The 16,690-nt window shown below is 56.1% G+C and carries 10 protein-coding genes; 4 read left to right on the plus strand and 6 right to left on the minus strand.

Translation table 11 applies throughout. The features are described 5' to 3' along the window. Positions 1-2 precede the first annotated feature (2 nt). Positions 3-3,701 (plus strand): hypothetical protein, encoded by a 3,699-nt coding sequence (locus BLR09_RS01460; RefSeq protein ID WP_093196778.1) that lies wholly within the window; start codon positions 3-5, stop codon positions 3,699-3,701. Between the two features lie 191 nt (positions 3,702-3,892). After that, the gene (locus BLR09_RS01465; RefSeq protein ID WP_093196780.1) at positions 3,893-4,471 is read left to right on the plus strand and encodes a hypothetical protein; all 579 of its coding nucleotides are present in this window, start codon (positions 3,893-3,895) and stop codon (positions 4,469-4,471) included. 92 nt (positions 4,472-4,563) lie between these two features. Here the strand turns inward: BLR09_RS01465 and BLR09_RS01470 are convergent, their stop codons facing one another. The 6 genes from BLR09_RS01470 to BLR09_RS01495 form a co-directional block, all read right to left on the minus strand. Beyond that, positions 4,564-5,523: a glycoside hydrolase family 5 protein gene (locus tag BLR09_RS01470; protein WP_093196781.1), complete on the minus strand. Its 960-nt coding sequence runs from the start codon at positions 5,521-5,523 to the stop codon at positions 4,564-4,566. A gap of 48 nt (positions 5,524-5,571) precedes the next feature. Further along, on the minus strand, positions 5,572-6,627 hold the full coding sequence (locus tag BLR09_RS01475; protein ID WP_093196783.1) for an IPT/TIG domain-containing protein: 1,056 nt from the start codon (positions 6,625-6,627) through the stop codon (positions 5,572-5,574). 12 nt (positions 6,628-6,639) lie between these two features. Further along, entirely contained in the window at positions 6,640-8,208 is a 1,569-nt protein-coding gene (locus BLR09_RS01480; RefSeq protein WP_093196785.1) for a RagB/SusD family nutrient uptake outer membrane protein, read from the minus strand. 6 nt (positions 8,209-8,214) lie between these two features. Continuing rightward, positions 8,215-11,346 (minus strand): SusC/RagA family TonB-linked outer membrane protein, encoded by a 3,132-nt coding sequence (locus tag BLR09_RS01485; RefSeq protein WP_093196787.1) that lies wholly within the window; start codon positions 11,344-11,346, stop codon positions 8,215-8,217. A 119-nt stretch (positions 11,347-11,465) separates the two neighbouring features. Beyond that, positions 11,466-13,196: a sensor histidine kinase gene (locus tag BLR09_RS01490; protein ID WP_093196789.1), complete on the minus strand. Its 1,731-nt coding sequence runs from the start codon at positions 13,194-13,196 to the stop codon at positions 11,466-11,468. Beyond that, on the minus strand, positions 13,196-13,837 hold the full coding sequence (locus BLR09_RS01495; protein ID WP_093196791.1) for a response regulator: 642 nt from the start codon (positions 13,835-13,837) through the stop codon (positions 13,196-13,198). Before BLR09_RS01495 ends, BLR09_RS01490 begins: the two co-directional genes overlap by 1 nt. A 410-nt stretch (positions 13,838-14,247) precedes the next feature. On the opposite strand from BLR09_RS01495, the gene BLR09_RS01500 reads away from it, so the two are divergent. Both BLR09_RS01500 and BLR09_RS01505 read left to right on the plus strand, forming a co-directional pair. Continuing rightward, positions 14,248-15,834 (plus strand): ABC-F family ATP-binding cassette domain-containing protein, encoded by a 1,587-nt coding sequence (locus BLR09_RS01500; RefSeq protein WP_093196793.1) that lies wholly within the window; start codon positions 14,248-14,250, stop codon positions 15,832-15,834. Between the two features lie 178 nt (positions 15,835-16,012). Then, entirely contained in the window at positions 16,013-16,684 is a 672-nt protein-coding gene (locus BLR09_RS01505; protein WP_093196795.1) for a response regulator transcription factor, read from the plus strand. The last annotated feature ends 6 nt before the right edge of the window (positions 16,685-16,690 follow it).

Consider the following 16,690-nt stretch of genomic DNA (forward strand, 5'->3'; position numbering starts at 1 on the left):
GTATGGCTGCCAAAAAATGGATCCGTCGATTGGTGATCACCCTCGTTGTACTGGGGGCGACTGGCGGCTTGCTGCATTGGCTGCTGTTGCGAAGCCTGAAGGAGGTTATTGCGTTTACGGTTGAGCAGCAGACCAACGGCGCATACGCGTTCCGGGCAGACGCCGTAGACGTGTCCTGGTCGGCGAAGCAGGCCCTGCTCAGGAATGCAGTCCTCCAGTGCCGTGATACTGCCGGGCGGCAGACATTTGCGAATGTCCGGATTGCTTCCCTGCAATTGACGGTTGATTCCTGGCGGGAGATTCTCCTCGACCGGAAAGTTGGCATCGGGCGGTTTGAGCTGACTGGCGCGACGGTAGAGTGGCACGACCGCCGTCCCAAAGAAGCTGCGAAGCAGGCGCCGTTTCACCCGTCGATGATTCTGGATGGTTTGAAAAAAGCGTTGGTTCACCTGCGCGTCCGTTCGTTCGACGCCTCCGGCGTTTCATTTGTGCTTTTCCGGGGATGGAGTGCGGAGCCGTTTGCCGTGCGTGATATTCGTTTTTCGATCCGGAATTTTGAAAAAATCAACAATGCTGACGGGCATATTTTCGGGTCCGATTCTGTCTCCTTTTCCCTCGGTCCTCAGCACTGGGTACTTCCGGAAAGCCACAGCAGAATCGCCTTTTCCGGATTGCGCTTCCTGGGCAACCGGCAGCATTTCGAAGTAGACTCGCTTTCCTATGCGGGCGAAGGGGCGTCTTTCGCCGCGGCAAAGGCCTTTTTTAATACCCGGCACCTGCCCGCGCTGTACCAGAAGGAGGAGCTGATTCTGGATACGGTGCGCTGCGTATCCCCGGTATTGAGCCTTCCCCTGCATGCAAAAAAAGAGCATGGCAGACCGGCGGCCCCTCCGTTCAAAAAAATACAAATCAATGTGATAGAAGTGACGGATGCGCGGCTTCACCTGAAAGGAGATAATGCCACTGCGCTTCGTACCGATAAAACAGATCTGGGCATCTACGGGTTGAAAGTCGTTCCGGGAAGTACCCATCCGGTCACGACCGACAGCATCCGGCTGGACCTCGATGACGTTGCCTTTTTGTCGAAAGACAGTCTGTCGCAACTGGTCGTCGCCCGGATGATCTTCCGAAAAAAAGACGCCTTCCTCGTCGGAGTAAAGTATGGGCCGGTTAACCCTGCAAAAGGCGGAATGCGGTTCACGGCTCCGCTGCTGCACCTGAAGCAGATACACCTGGATGAACTGCTGAAAAAACGGCTCGTAGCTCACGAAGCGGAGCTGGTATCGCCCGGCGTTTCCATTACACCGGTACCCGGGAAGAAAAAAGCGGCAGGCCCCGCCGGATTCTACGAAACACTGCACCATCTCGGCGAGTTGATTTCGGTTCGGGTGTTTCAGGTACGGGACGGGCAGTTGCAGATGCATGCGGGGGAAGAAAAACCGGTCGACATCCACCTGCGTGATTTTGATACACGCATTCTGTTGCGGGATTTTCTGGACGCCGACTCGCTTGTCGACATCAAACACGCGTTGCCGACGCTGACGATCGGGCAGATCGCCGTTCATACGCCGAAACTTACGCTCGACCTCGGCGGCTACCGGCTCGACGGTGTCAGGCGCCGGAACTGGCTGAAGGCTGCCGTGGCTCGCCTTGCCAACGGCACAACCGCCCGGGCATCCGGCGTGTACTGGGAAGCGTTTGACTGGGACGTTCTCCAAAAACAAAAGGCCATTCAGATCAACCGGCTGGAAATGGAAGATCTTGACGTAGCGATTCGTTCGACAGGCGCTCCCCGAACCGAAAAACCACCGCTGCCCGTCCTGAGGATTACTGAGCTGGCTGTAGCCCGGTCACGCTTCTCGGTGGAAGGACCGAATGTGCAGGCTTCCTGGAAGGGGCAAAGCTTTTTCCTGAACCATATCCGGACGCAAGGGTCTTACTTTCAATGGGATACGGCAAAGGTGCTGTTGACAGATATCGTTGTCAAAAAACCGGAGATGAACGCCTCCATCCGCCGGGTTGAGTTTGATAATCAACGAAGTACCCGCATTCAGGGGATCGAAGTAAACACGAAAAATAGCCGCAATAATGTCCCGGAAGCCGTTGTAACATCCCGTATCCGGTCGACCGATTTTCGGGAAATACCTGTTTCGGCGCTGGAAGCTACCGGAGGTACTACTGTTGTTACCGCAGGCGAGCGAAAAACCAAAGCCGGACAACAGCAGCCGCGGCGACCAATGCCGCAGTTGAACAGGGTGGCCCTTCACCTGCGAAACTGGAACGTCCGGTACCTTGGTAAAAAGGATTCCATCCACGCCGGGGCGGATATACAGGTACGCGGCCTTTCGGTTGGCGAGCCTATTCGCTACGATAGTGTACAGGTGAAGTTATCCGGGATACAGGTGGCGCGCGAGCGCCTTTCGGTACAGGTACCTGTTTTTGAAACGACACTGACGAAGGGAGAAGTGACGCGTGACGGCGCGGTACGCACCGCCGCGCTGCTCGAATGGAAAGGCGCTTCCGCTGCCTGGGCGAAGAATGATTCCGTCCGATTGCAGGTGAAAGACGCCGGCGGGACGTTCCGTGATGCCAATCTGGTACATCGCCCGAAAGAGCCGTTTCGCTGGCAGGACCTGGTTCCGAAAGCCCGGCTATGGTCAGGACCGGTGGCGTTTGATACGCCGAAGTCGCTTATCGGCGCGGAAGGCTATGCATGGTCGGGGAGTACTTTCAGCCTGCTCGGGTTTCACATTACGCCGCGCCAGAGCCGGGAAGAGACGTTCCGTACAGCTCAGTGGCAGGCGGATTACCAGTTGATAAAAGGAAAGGCCCTGCATATTTCCGGCATCCGGTACGGCAAAGGAGAGGAGGGTATCAACGTCCGGAAAATCGTTGCAGAGGAACCCGACCTGACTACGTCCCGCGATAAAAACATACCATTCCGCCACGGCATCGAAAAGCTGATGCCTACGCGTCTGATCGGGCAAATCGGGCAGAAATTGGCCGTAGATACGGTAGAAGTAGTACGTGGCCGGGTCACCGTACACGAATCGGTTCCGGGTACGACGAACTGGGGCCTGATTCCCCTCGAAAACATGTACGCGCTGATACGCGGGGTGACCAACCGGCCGCAACCCGGAGATAGCCTCCGGATGCTGGCGTCACTGCGGCTTTTTGATAATCACATCCGCCGGTTTTACTACCGGGAGGCGTATGCGGATAGTTTGTCGGGTTTCCGGGTGCAGAGCCATTTGTCGCGTATGTCGCTGCCGGGTTTCAATCCCATTGTTCAGAAGATGGCTTCTGTTGAAATCAGGCACGGTATTTCGGATACGCTGTATGCCAGCTGGGCGGGGAATAAATATGCGGCTTTTGGCGTCATGCATTTTTACTACAACGATCTCGCCGCCCGCCTGCTCGACAAAAAGGACCCGAACCGAAAGCCCCTGCTGCTGCGGGTGGAGAATTTCCTGGCCAACGCCATCATTCTTCATAAGCGTAACCGGCGACCGGTCTATGTCTTTTTTGAGCGGGACCGGGAGAAGTTCGTCTTCAACTACCTCGTCAAAGCCAAATTGCAGGGCGTACTCTCGGCGATTGGCGTGAAGAGCAGCCGGAAGTTCCTGCATAAGTACCGGGAAGTGCAGCGGCGGTATGGATTTCCGGATCAGTCGGGGGCGTTTGTGGTGGAAGGAAGGTAATCTTTCTGTCGGCAGAATCTCCAGGAAAGCAGCCGTTTCGTATCTGTCGGTTCTTGTTTTTGGCTTACGCCGGTAGCTATTCTATTATTCGGGAGAATTTTGTATTATACGTCGTGAATATTTCACCTCTGCCGAACCTTGTGGGTGCTGGAGAGGTCCCATTTGTCACCGCCACGTACCAATCCATCCTTATGAGTCTTGAAACCATCGTTTACTGCGAAGAAGTCACCGAAGCGCTGCTTCGGAAGGCCATCGAAAGACTGAATGAATTTGACATGACTGTGGAGCTGGATCCCGGTTTTACCCTGTCTTCCGGAAAACTGACCTTCCGGTACGAGTTGTCTGACCCTCCGATTGAAGCCCTGCGCGGCAAGCAGCTCAAAACAGGCATCAAGTTCTATATCAAAGATTTTGATTTAACGGAAGCCAAAAAGGCCCTGAACCCCAAACCGGGGCTCTGGGCCAGTTTGTTCGGAAAGAAGCGCCCTGAGGTGCCTTTTGCCTGCCCGGTGGCGGATTTACGCCTGGCGGAGTGCCGGCAGACGATCTCATTCGTCTGGCATGCCGGAGACAGTTTTCAGTTCCGCTTTGCCTCTCTGGCAAGCGCGGTACTCACCGAAATCGCCAACGGCGTTTGTTTCTATCCTGCCGACGACCTCTGGCACAACGCCGATAAGATCGTCGAAGAGGCGTTTGAAGAAGTACAAACCTACGAGAAGGCCGTCCGGGCGAAGGATTTGAAGTATGAGGAGTTTAAGGGGTGGGTGTGAGCGTAGTGCTGTGGGCTGCATAATAGGCGGTAAGCTGTAGGCTTTAAGCTATAAGCAAGTCCACCGGATGACGCTTGCTTATAGCCTATAGCTTACCGCCTATAGCTAATCCGCAGTTGGGTCCTTATATAACGCCCTGCCGGCGTCAGCTCGTCTTCCTTCCATTTGCCGTCGGCGGGAGCGCCGGGCTGGAGAAGGGCAGTTGTTTCTTTTTTGTCGGTGATGTTCCAGTTGGCCCAGCTGAGCCGGTGCTGCTCCATCCAGTCGTACCAGGTTTGGGTTTTTTCAGGGTCGAAAATCCCGTCTCCGTTTGATTCCCCGACGCCCCATTCGGTTACAAAAAGGGCCAGCCCGGCGGCCATAGCCTTCTCCGCTTTGGCGCGTAGTTTTTCCTGGTGGCTGGAATCGGAGGCGTAGAAATGAAAGGAATAGGCGATGTTCCGGTAGCCTTCGATGGGGGAAGCGGCGGCGATGTCTACGTCCTGGTCCCAGCGCGGACTGCCTACAACGATCAGGTTATCCGGGTCGTGTTTCCGGATTTCGGCGATGATGACTTCGGCGTAGGCTTTGATCACCTCCCAGGACTGATGATCCGGCTCATTCCAGATTTCATAGATGACATTCGGAACGCCTTTGTACCGCTTCGCCATTTCTGCGAAAAACAACCGGGAAGCTTCCTGATTCTTTTCGGCATGGTGATCGTGCCAGTCGATCAGGACATAGATGCCCTTTTTCACTGCCCGGTCGATCACCGGCAGGACTGTTTTCTTCTGGCCTTCCGGGTCGGAGAGATATCCGTTTTTCGGCTCGATGGCCATGGATACACGGACGAGAGAGGTTTTGAAGTCTTTGACGAGCCAGTCGACCACCTTCGGCGAGTAGTACTTTCGTCCGCCCCATACGCTCCAAGAAAAGCTGATCCCGCGAAGTTGAGGAGGAACGCCGTGCTGATCGACTATCCGGCCGCTTTCCACGCGTAGCGCGCCGTGGCGTCGTACCGGCGTTTGCGCAAACGCGCTGATACTGAGTAAAATAAAAAAGACAATTCGCATGAGAAGAAAAAAATGCCGGTGGAGCCCGCAGCCCCACCGGCGTGGCGGTTATTTGATCAGTACGAGGTCGTCAAAATAGAATACTTCGTCCTGTTTGTCAGGACCCTTGATCCGGAAGCCCAGAGATTTGAGCGTACTGCCGGCTTTCCAGAAGTCCATGTCTGTTAATTTGATTTTGAAATACGTCCAGGTGCCCGCTTTGACGTTGATCGCGTTTTTCTCGATGTAATCACCAAAAGCACCGGCTCCGGCATCGGTTGTGACGTACAGCGTATAGTCGGCCGAGGCGCCTTTGATCCATCCCGAAAGATAGGTATAGTCCGCCGAGTACGCGAGTCCCGGAAGCGAGAAGCCGATCAGGTGCCAGTTGCCCTTCTGGAAGTTTTTTCCGACAGAAGCAGTACCTGACTTGAACTCCGTTTTGGAAATCGCCGCCGCATCTCCCCAGGAGGCATCCGCGATACCTTTCGCATAGTCATCCGTAAAGATCGGGAAGACCTTATCCATGTTGACAAACTCCTGCGTCGTCTTCATGGCGCCTGTGGTATTCTTGATGTCCAGCGTGGCACGGGTAACGGTCGTCGCCGGCATTTTGATGACCATCGATTTCTTTTCCTTGGAGACGATTGTCACGGCGTCGCCGGTTCCGGAAAGTTTCACCGAGGAAACGTCGTCGAGGTTATTGCCCGTCAGCGTAATCTGGGTATCCTTGGTGAAGTTGTAGTTCGATACCTCGTTGATCGTCGGATACGCCAATACCCGGAACGAAACGGAAACCGATTTCCCGGCGCTGTTTGTGAACGTAATGTTCTGTTGCCCGCCGATGGCTTCCTCCGGAACCCGGAAAATGAGCGCCTTATCGGTGTTCAGCGTCGGCTGAAATCCCGCCGGGATATTTTCCTTTTCGAAAACGATGGTGCGCATGTCACCGAGGCCGGTACCGTTAAGGACGACCACCGATCCGCCCGAGGCGGAATCCGGTGCGAGAGCGGTGGCGACGGGCGTGCCGGGCTTGTATTCAGGCCGGCCGTCGGTGTCTTTCTCGCAGGCTGCGAGCCCTGCGAAAGCCAGCAGGGCAAAGGCGATATAGGAACGTGCTGTCATTGCTGTCTGTAATTATTTGTAGTACGGGACGGGGTCCTTGGCCAGTTCAGGGTCCTGTACGATTTCCCCGGCCGGAATGGGGAGGTACATGCGGTCTTCGGAGAAGTTGGTGACGTACGTGGGCGCTGTCACGGTACCGCGGTTCTGTTTTTCGATGATGGCTTTCGCTTTGGCGTATCCCTGGCGCTGGATGTCGTACCAGAAATCACCTTCGAAAGCAAATTCGACGCGGCGCTCGTGCAGGATATCGTCGTTGGTAATGGCTGTTTTCGGCATCAATCCGGCGCGGCTGCGTACCTGATTCAGCGCGGCCAGCGCCTTGGCATCAGCCGTCGAGGCATTGCCGCCCAGGATTGCTTCCGCGTAAATCAGCAGCACATCTGCGTAGCGGAGCAGTACCACGTTGTTGCCGGAGTTCTGACCCAGTACGGCGTCGCTGCCGAAACTCTTGCCCGGACCGGCGAAGTACTTGGCAATGTTGGCGCGTACGGCGTTGAGGTTGCCGCCGTCGGCTACCGGTTGCAGGGTATCATACCGGAAACCATTGGCCATGAACGCGTTGTACTTCGGCGCGTTGACACGTTGCGGCTTCCAGGCGGGGTTGGTCCAGCCGTGTTCCATAACCGACCATTTCCGACGCAGATCGCCGAACTCGTATTCTTTCAGGATGTCGAGCGAGGGTACATACATTTCCCAGGCGTCGGCTTCGGCGGTACGGAGGCAACCCGCGCCACGGTCCGGATTCTTGAGGTTACCCGTTCCCCAGGGATCCTGCGCCAACTGGTGCTGGATGGAGAACAGGCTCTCCTCGTTGTTGTTCATCGCGCTTTTGGTGAACATACCGTTGTAATCGCTTACGAGCTTGTACTTGCCGGAGTTAATGACTTCCTCGGCCTTGGTTTTGGCGTTGGCGTAGTCCTTCTCGTAGAGGTACAGCTTGGCAAGCATACCCTTGGCGGAGTATTTGGTCACCCGGCCGGGTACGTCCGATTCGGGTAGTCCCGCTTCGGCGGCGAGCAGTTCTTCCCGCGCAAACCGCAGTACATCTTTTTGCAGGTACCGGGGGATATTGAAGTTGCCGGAAAGGGCCGTCGCACCCGGATCGGTGATGATCGGGGCATGACCCCAGGTGCGGGCGATGTAGAAATACACCGTTCCCCGGATGAAATGCGCTTCGGCAATAGCCGGGTCGAGGTAGCTCGCGCCACCGCCCGTTGCCTTCTTTTCCTCAAACGTTTTGATCATCACATTGCAGTAGCCGATGATCTTGTAGAAGGCGCCCCATGCCGCGCCGATGCGTTCGGAAGCGGAAGACATGGAGAAGCTGAGGTACTCGGTGTCGGTGTAGGTAAACATATTTCCCGACATCACGTCGCCGATGGCATCCTGGGCGCGGCTTTCGTAGTTCCGCCACGGCAGGCCGCTGTAGAGCGTGCTGGTAGCGGCCCGTACTTCGTCGGCGTTGTTGTAATAGTTGCCGGTCGTCGTACCCGAAAGCGAGGGCCGATCGATGAAGTCTTTCTGGCAGGACGTCAGAAGCGCTCCGGCCGTCAGTAAGGTATAGATCGCTGTCTTTTTCATGCTGTGTCAGAATTGCAGATTGGCTCCGAGGGTGAATGTCCGGGGATTGGGATAGTGACCGGTATCGACGTTCATCAGCTTGATGCTGTTGTTGAACGCGCCGATTTCAGGATCGTAGCCGGAGTAGCTGGTGAACGTCTTGAGGTTCTGGATGCTGCCGTAGATCCGGATATTGGCCACTTTGATACGGTCCAGGAGGGTCTTCGGCAGGCGGTAGCCCAGCGTGATGTTTTGGATACGCCAGAAAGAGGCATCTTCCACATACCGGTCCGACATGGCCGTATTGTTCTTGTTGGTGACCGTGAAGCGGGGCAGGCTGCCGTCGGTATTGTCGTCGGTATAGCGGTCATTGACCGTCCGCATCTGGTTGGACCAGGCGCTGTTCATCCCCTCCAGCTGCCAGCGGAGGAAGTTGAATGCTTTCGCTCCCTGACTTCCCTGGAGAAACACTGACAGGTCGAATCCCTTGTAATTCAGGGTATTGGTGAAGCCCCAGGAGAACTTCGGCAGCGGACTGCCGATATAGGTCATGTCCTGTGCGTCTACTTTCCCATCGCCGTTGATGTCCTTGAAGCGGATATCCCCCAGCCACGTTTCGTTTTGGTTGACTTTGTATCCGAACTGCGGGAGGCTGGAGGCCAGTTCTTCCTGCGTGCGGAAAAGGCCGTCGGTCTTCAGGCCCCAGAACGAGCCCACCGGCCGGCCCGGCGTGGTGTGGGTGACGAGGTAGTTGCTGTAGTAGACCTTCCCGTCGAGCGCGGAGGCAGCACTGGCCGCCTTGTCATAGGTGTTGGTAAACTGGGTAAAGACGACGTTCGACTTCCAGGTGAAATCACCCTTCTTCACATTGACGGTATTGAGGCTGATGTCGATACCGGTGTTGGTCATCTGGCCGGCGTTGCCGAGGGGAGCCTTGAGGTCGTCCCACTGATCGCCGACGCCGATCAGGTTCGGGCCGGTGAGGAAGATGATCATGTCGGACGTTACCTTTTTGTAGACGTCGATCGTCGCGTCGATCCGGCCGTTGAGGAAGCCGACATCAATCCCCGCGTTGGTGGTGCGAACCGATTCCCATTTCAGGTTCGGGTTCGGAATGCCGTTGATCATGTTGGACGTCCCGAAGCCAACCGGTCCCGAGAAAAACTGCACCGCACCGACATAAGCCGGGTTGGGTGCCCCGCCGGGGAAGTTCTGGTTGCCGACTGATCCATAGCCTACCCGGACTTTGAGGTAGTTCATGACGTTGGTCAGAGACCCTTTGGCAAACTTCTCGTTGGTTACCGTCCAGCCCGCCGAAACGCCGGGGAAGTACCCCCACCGGTTGTTCGGACCGAAGTTGGATGAACCGTCCGCGCGGAAGCTCGCAGAGACGGAGTACCGGTCGTCATAGGTATAGTTCGCCCGGGCAAAGAACGATTCCATTGCCCAGTGACCCTTGCCGCCGTTGAGGCCCCAGGAGGTCTGGTCCGAGCTCCCGGTATTCAGGTCAAAGATATTGGCCTGGAGATCTACCTTTGATCCGGAAATCGCCTGATAATAAGAGGCTTGCGCCTGGTGCCCCAGTGTGGCCTGGATACCGTGTTTGCCGAAATACTTATTGTAGTTCAGGTAGTTGGTAAGCGACCAGTAGTAGCTGTCGGAACGGGAATCGATGAGTTTGCTGCGGAAGGAAGTCCCGCCGACGTTCCCTGATTTCTGAAAGGCTACATTGTTGTCCTGCCCGAGGGTATACGAGAGTTCGTTGCGCAGGGTCAGGCCCTTGAGCAGCTCGAGTTCGGCGTAGAAACTACCGAAAATGTTGTTGGTCGTCTTGGTATTGCCGCGGAACTGGCTGTTGCCCACGAGATTGGCGTTGTTATACTGAACCCCGCCGATGGTCTGGCCGCCGCCCCAGGAGCCGTCAATATTCTTGACCGGAATAAGCGGGCTCGTCACTGCGCCCCACCAGATGGTACTTTCCGCCGCATCGGCGAGGGATACGTTCTGAATACTCCGGGAAACGTTGGCGCTCAATCCTACTTTCGCCCAGCTTTTCAACTGATTATCCAGGCTGAAACGCGCCGAATACCGTTTGAAGTCGGAACCGAGCAGAATACCCTTATTGGTGAAGTAGTTGAGGGAGACGTAGTAATTCGTCCGGTCACGGCCACCCGAGAAACTCAGCTGGTGGTTCTGGATACTGCCCCGCTGGAACATAGCATCCTGCCAGTCGGTACCCCGGCCGAGGATAGACGGGTCTTTGAATTCATCCGAAACCGGATTACCGATGATCGGCAGTACCTGATTTTGGTAACGGGCAAATTCCGGCAGATCCATGAGATCGAGCTTGCGGGCTACTTCCGACACGCCGTAGTACACGTCGTAGTTGATTTTGCCGTCGCCCTGCTTGCCGCGTTTCGTCGTGATCATGATGACCCCGTTGGCAGCCTGCGAGCCATAGATCGCCTGCGCGGAAGCGTCTTTGAGGACGTCGATCGACTCAATATCATTCGGATTCAGCATTGCCATGACGCTGTTACCCGTTTGCCCGTCGCCTCCGCCCAATCCGGCATATCCGCTGGAAGCCGAGGTATTTCCGCCGACAAACGGCACGCCGTCAATCACAAAAAGCGGGTCGTTGCTGTTGATGGACGTAACGCCGCGAACCTTCACCGAAACTCCGCCGCCCGGCTGTCCGCCGTTGCTCGTCACCGTCACACCGGCAGCTTTTCCCTGAAGCAGCTGGTCTACACCGGCTGCGGGAATATCTTTCAACTCGGTAGCTTTCAGCGTAGTAATGGAGGAAGTGACGTCCGAGCGTTTCGCCGTACCATAGCCAATCACAACGACTTCGTCAAAGTTTTTCTCCGTACTCAGCAGGGTAACGGAGAACTGCGTACGTGAGCCGATTTCCAGCTCCTGTGTTTGTTTTCCGATGAAGGAAATCACCAGCGTGCGGGCCTCCGCCGAAACGGCTAGGGTAAACCGGCCCGAGGCGTCGGAAGTCGTACCGGTCTGCGTTCCTTTGACGTAAACGGACGCGCCGGGGAGCGTCACGCCTTTGTCATCGGAGATAACGCCCCGGATGGTTCGCTGCTGGGCCCACGCCGCCAGGCAGGAACTCAGCAGGAAGAATACCAGAAGAAGAGGTTTGGTCATAGTCATCGTGTTTAGATGTGCAGGACATGGAATGGCCGGCTCCGGCCCGGAAAGGCCGCAGAAAGCCGGGGTCGCCTGGCAACAGGAGACCGTAAACGGTACTGTTTTTCGGAAATGGATCAGGCGGTCCGGCCTGAGGGGTTAAGGGCTACTAATCGGTTCATGGGTAATGAAATCATGACGGAAGTTCCCCGTCCGGGTTCGCTCTGCCACATGACCTGTCCGCCGAGGTAGGTAATGCGGGAGCGAATATTGGCAAGCCCGTTGCCGGACGCTTCTTCCGGCACGCCGCCACGGCCGTCGTCGTCCACGCTGATAAGGGCTGTTTCGTCGTTAACGAGCAACTGCACCGTGATATGCCGGGCGAAGGCGTGTTTCAGGGCGTTGTTCAGCAGCTCCTGGATCACCCGGAAAATCATTCCGGAAGCCTCCTCGCTGAGCGGCGGCATCTCGCCGTAATGTTCAAGTACCAGTTCGGTCTGGTTGACGAGGTTGAGTTTCTGAACGAGGTCTTCCAGCGCGGGTATCAACCCGAACGTGGAGAGGGCATAGGGACGCAGGTCGTTCGAAATCAGTCGCGTTTCGGTACAGGCTTCGTCCAGAAACTGATTCAGCGGTTCGCGTACGCCGCCGGGGAGCTGCTCCTGATGGGCTTCGACAAAGAGCTTGATCCGGGATAGCTGAATTCCAAGGCCGTCGTGCAGGTCACGTGCGATCCGGCTGCGCTCGCTTTCCTGTCCTTCGATCATGGCCCGGAGCGACTTGAGTTCGAGGTCGTGAATCTGTTGCTGCGCGATGACGGCCTGTTGCCGGGCAATGAGCTTCTGCTGGCGACGCAGGTAGATCAGTACCCCGACGCCCACGACAGATAAAATCAAACCCACCACCAGCATCGAATTCAGAAACCGCTGATACTGACTCTGTTCGGCTACCAGCTGCTTTTCTACCGCCAGGGTTTTGATCTGGCTGTCAAGCTCCTGAAGCCGGATGCTTTTCGTTTGTTCCGACTGGTAAAACTGCGTTGCGAGTTCCAGTGCCTTGAGCTGTGACAGGTATGCGTTCCGAAAATCTCCCGCATCGGCGTAGCTCTCTCCGGTATGCCGGGAAATCTGCCGCATCATCGAGATGTTGTTCTCCTGCGTGGCAAACCGGTAGCTGTTCCGGAAGTAGTCCAGTGCAGCGGCGGTATTCTTCCGAAACTGCTCGGTGATGCCGAGGTAGAAATAGTTCAGACCCGTCAGCCAGTTTACGCCGAGCTTTTTCGACATGGCCAGGCTCGCCGAGGCGAAATACCGGGCCGAATCCGGGCGTTGAAACCGCAGGTATGTCGTCGACAGCAGGTTCAGCGCAAATGCCTGTGACTGAGCCAATCCCGCCCTGGCGCTGATCCGTTCGGCTTTCCGGAGGCGGGTGATGAGCGAAACGGGTACCGGTTTCGAATTTTGCTCGATATTCGCCAGTGCCAGCTCACAGTCAATGGTCCGGGGCAGATCCCCGACCCGCCGGAAGTACAGGTATGCCCGTCGGATATAGTTCACCGCATGTTTTTGCATGAATTCATCGTGCAGGTAGTAGTAGTCTCCCAGCTTGTGATGCAGGCGGTAATAGTCCGTCGAATCGCCCTCCAGGTGGAAATACTTGAGACACTGGAAATAAGCGTCTACTGTATACTTATTATAACCATACTGCTGCTGGTACAGCCAGCCGAGGTGCTCGTAGGCCCTTGCCGCGTCTCCGAATTTCTTGTCCGCCAGCAGGATCCGGATTTGCCGGTTGGTACTGTCTATCCCGGGAGGTAATGCCCGGGCCGCCGTACCGATCAGCAGCAACAGCCAGAGTATCCTCTTCATCAGTCGATATAGTTCAGTTCCATGGCCGTCTTGATCAGCAGTGCCGTATTCGGAACATCGAATTTCAGCAGGAGACTGCTGCGATGGAACTCAACGGCTTTTACGCTGACAAACAGTTGATTGGCCATTTGTTGCGTCGTCAGCCCCTGGGAAATCAGGTTCAGTACTTCCGACTCCCGCGGGGTCAGGTTCGGACGGAGACCTGCCGCCGGCTTGCGTTGCTTGGGACTGTCGTGGAGAAGGATCGTCGTGATGGTATCGTTGAAGTACGTTTTCCCGGCGCAGACTGTTTCAATTGCCTGGAGGAGTTCCGACTTCGTCGTGTTTTTCAGCAAGTATCCCTTCGCGCCCTTCCGGACGACCCGCTTGATCAGGCTGGCGTCGTCGTGCATGGTCAGCGCGATCACCTGCACGCCGGGATACACCCGGGTAATGTACTCGCAGAGCGAAAGGCCGTCTTCGATGCGCGGAAACGAAATATCGAGCAGAATAACATCAACTTCCGTTAGCGCGAGCCGGCTCATGACCGCCTCCGCGGAATAGCACCGCTCGGTCACCTCAATGCCTGCCGAACCGGAAATCAGGGACTCGATTCCTTCGACAAAAACATTATGGTCGTCAGCAATCAGAACACGTATCATACGCCGCGCGGTAAAACAGGTTTAGAGGCAGTGGTAATGGTAAATTGCATAGCAAAAATAGGATTTATTGAATGGTGACTCAAATAGGGGAAACCCGATTCCGAAGAAAACTAGGGAAAACCCTATGACAAAAATGGCTCCCGGACCGGTCCGAAACAGGCATTCACCGAAATGTTTTGTATCTTTGCAACTCAATAGTTCTCTTTAGCCCTTTATGTGATACCCCGGCAGTTTCCATCCGACTTCTTTCGAAACTGATCATAGCTTCGCTGCCGCTTGTGCGGGCGGGCTTCTTTCCGGACACATATGTGATACCCTTCTTTTCTGATACGCTTCAGGCGTCCTGATCCGGTTGCATTTTCCAACCGGCCTCCTTTTCTTTTTTCTTTCGATAAACTCCTGTCTTTCACATGAGTATCGTTCTTTCTATGGTGGACTATCTCCGTCCGGACGGAGAACCCCTGTTCCAATCCCTTGATCTGGTTCTGGGCGACGGCGAAAAAGCCGCGCTCGTGGGCCATAACGGCGTAGGCAAGTCTACGCTGATCCGGCTGATGGCCGGAGAACTGATGCCGGCAGCCGGCGCCGTGACCATCGGCGGCACCCGCTGGACAGTCCCTCAGCATACCGGCCAATACGATGAAATGCCTGTTATCCGGGCACTCGGCGTTGAGCCCCAATGGCTTGCGCTGCGGGCTATTCTGGGTGGCGATGCCGCTGAAATACATTTTGAAAAGCTTCAGGACGACTGGGAGCTGGAAGACCGCGTCGCCGAAGCGCTCGCCGGGTGGGGGCTTGGCGACGTTGACCCCGAACGCCCGATGGGCAGCCTCAGCGGCGGCGAAAAAACCAAGGTATTTCTGGCCGGCGCGCAGATTCACCGGCCGGATCTGCTGCTGCTCGACGAGCCTTCCAACCACCTGGATCAGCAAAGCCGCCAAAAATTGTATGAATTTATTAAAACGTGGACGGGGTCTCTTCTCGTCGTCAGCCACGACCGTACCCTCCTCGACCTGATGGATACGACCCTGGAGCTGACGACCCTCGGGCTGGAGGTATTCGGAGGTAACTATACCTTCTACCGCGGGCAGAAGGACGGTCAATTACAAGCCCTTCAGCACCAGCGGGATGAGCAGGAAAAAGCCCTGAAACAGGCCCGCCAGAAGGCAAAGGAATTGGCCGAGCAGCGGCAGAAAAAGGAAGTCCGCGGGAAGGCTCATGGGCAGAAACAGTCGCTTCCCCGGATCGTTGCCGGTAACCTCCAGCGCCAGGCCGAAGTCAGCTCCGCCCGGATGAAGGAAGTCCACGAAAACAAGATGAGCGGCCTGTCTGACGAGCTCCGGCAGACCCGCTCCCGCATCGAAGAATTATTGCCCCTCCGGCTCAGCCTTGGTACCCCGCACCTGCATAAGGGGAAACTACTGGCCGAAGGAAGGGATGTGCAGGTGGTTTATAGCGACCGGGTACTCTGGACATTGTCGTTTCAGATTCGTTCGGGAGACCGTATCCGGATAGCCGGACCGAATGGTTCCGGGAAAACGTCGCTGCTTCGGTTGCTCACCGGCAGCCGGCAGCCGGATGCCGGCGTACTCTGGCGGGCCGAAGTACCTTTTGCCTGGCTGGATCAGGATTACTCCCTGTTGGACCCGGCGCTACCCGTTTTGCGACAGGTCGAACGGTTCAATTCCCGCTTGTTGCCGGAACATAGCCTGAAATCCCTGCTGCACCAGCATCAGTTTCCCGCAGAAAAATGGTATACGCCGACGAGAGATCTCAGCGGCGGCGAGAAGCTCAAGCTGGCCCTGTGTTGCCTGGCGGCCGGGACAGAAGCGCCTGAACTGCTGTTACTTGACGAACCGACCAATAATCTGGACATTCGCAGTCAGGAATTGTTGACAACAGCCATCCGGGAATACCCCGGGACGGTGCTGGTCGTTTCACACGATGTAGCTTTTCTTCGCGAGATCGGTATTGAGCAGGAAATGACGTTGGCGTGATGAATAGCCCGTTCGTCTCATTTGCCGGTATCGCCGGTAAAGAAGGTTGACATTCGGAACCGGTTTGCATCAAAACGAATGCGGACGGGTAGGATAGGGTCTGAAATGTATCGTATTTTTGGCGAGACGCATTCCGGAGCATGTCCTGCCCGTTGTGCCAAACAGCCAGGCTCAATCCATGAAAATTCTGTTAGTTGAAGACGAGGAGCGGTTGGCTTCCTTTATCCGCAAGGGAATTTCGGCGGAAGGCTATGAAGTGGAAGTCGCGTATGACGGCCGCACGGGTCTTTCGCTTTTCCGCCGGAATATTTACGATCTCCTGATCCTGGACGTAAACCTGCCGCAGCTCAACGGATTCGAGCTGTGCCGGCTGGTCCGTTCCGAAAACGAAACAATTCCGGTGCTGATGCTGACGGCGCTGGACAGCCTGGCCGATAAGGCCGACGGATTCAATGCCGGCGCCGACGATTACCTCGCCAAACCATTTGAGTTTCAGGAGCTTCTGCTGCGCGTTCGGGCGCTTACCCGCCGGAACGGCTCCCGCCAGCGGCAGGTACTGCAACTGGCCGATCTGGAGCTGAACCTGGATACCAAGACCGTTACCCGCGGCGGCAAGCGGATCGACCTCACCACGCGGGAGTATGCCCTGATGGAGTACCTCATGCTCAACAAGGGAAAAACCATTTCCCGGGTCGACATCAGCGAGCGGGTCTGGAGTCTTAAATTTGACAGCAATACCAATGTTATTGACGTGTATATCAGTTATTTGCGAAAGAAAATAGACAAGGATTTTTCGCCGAAACTGTTGCATACCGTCGTCGGAATGGGCTACGTTCTCCGCGAAGAGTAGCCCTTC

This window comes from Siphonobacter aquaeclarae, assembly GCF_900103285.1.
GTDB classification, from domain to species: domain Bacteria; phylum Bacteroidota; class Bacteroidia; order Cytophagales; family Spirosomataceae; genus Siphonobacter; species Siphonobacter aquaeclarae.

Bases quoted from the DNA above. Each gene is read 5' to 3' on its own strand.
- BLR09_RS01470 (WP_093196781.1), bottom strand. From the start codon at position 5,523: ATGCGAATTGTCTTTTTTATTTTACTCAGTATCAGCGCGTTTGCGCAA.
- BLR09_RS01490 (WP_093196789.1), bottom strand. From the start codon at position 13,196: ATGAAGAGGATACTCTGGCTGTTGCTGCTGATCGGTACGGCGGCCCGG.
- BLR09_RS01465 (WP_093196780.1), top strand. From the start codon at position 3,893: ATGAGTCTTGAAACCATCGTTTACTGCGAAGAAGTCACCGAAGCGCTG.
- BLR09_RS01500 (WP_093196793.1), top strand. From the start codon at position 14,248: ATGAGTATCGTTCTTTCTATGGTGGACTATCTCCGTCCGGACGGAGAA.
- BLR09_RS01475 (WP_093196783.1), bottom strand. From the start codon at position 6,627: ATGACAGCACGTTCCTATATCGCCTTTGCCCTGCTGGCTTTCGCAGGG.
- BLR09_RS01480 (WP_093196785.1), bottom strand. From the start codon at position 8,208: ATGAAAAAGACAGCGATCTATACCTTACTGACGGCCGGAGCGCTTCTG.
- BLR09_RS01485 (WP_093196787.1), bottom strand. From the start codon at position 11,346: ATGACCAAACCTCTTCTTCTGGTATTCTTCCTGCTGAGTTCCTGCCTG.
- BLR09_RS01495 (WP_093196791.1), bottom strand. From the start codon at position 13,837: ATGATACGTGTTCTGATTGCTGACGACCATAATGTTTTTGTCGAAGGA.
- BLR09_RS01505 (WP_093196795.1), top strand. From the start codon at position 16,013: ATGAAAATTCTGTTAGTTGAAGACGAGGAGCGGTTGGCTTCCTTTATC.
- BLR09_RS01460 (WP_093196778.1), top strand. From the start codon at position 3: ATGGCTGCCAAAAAATGGATCCGTCGATTGGTGATCACCCTCGTTGTA.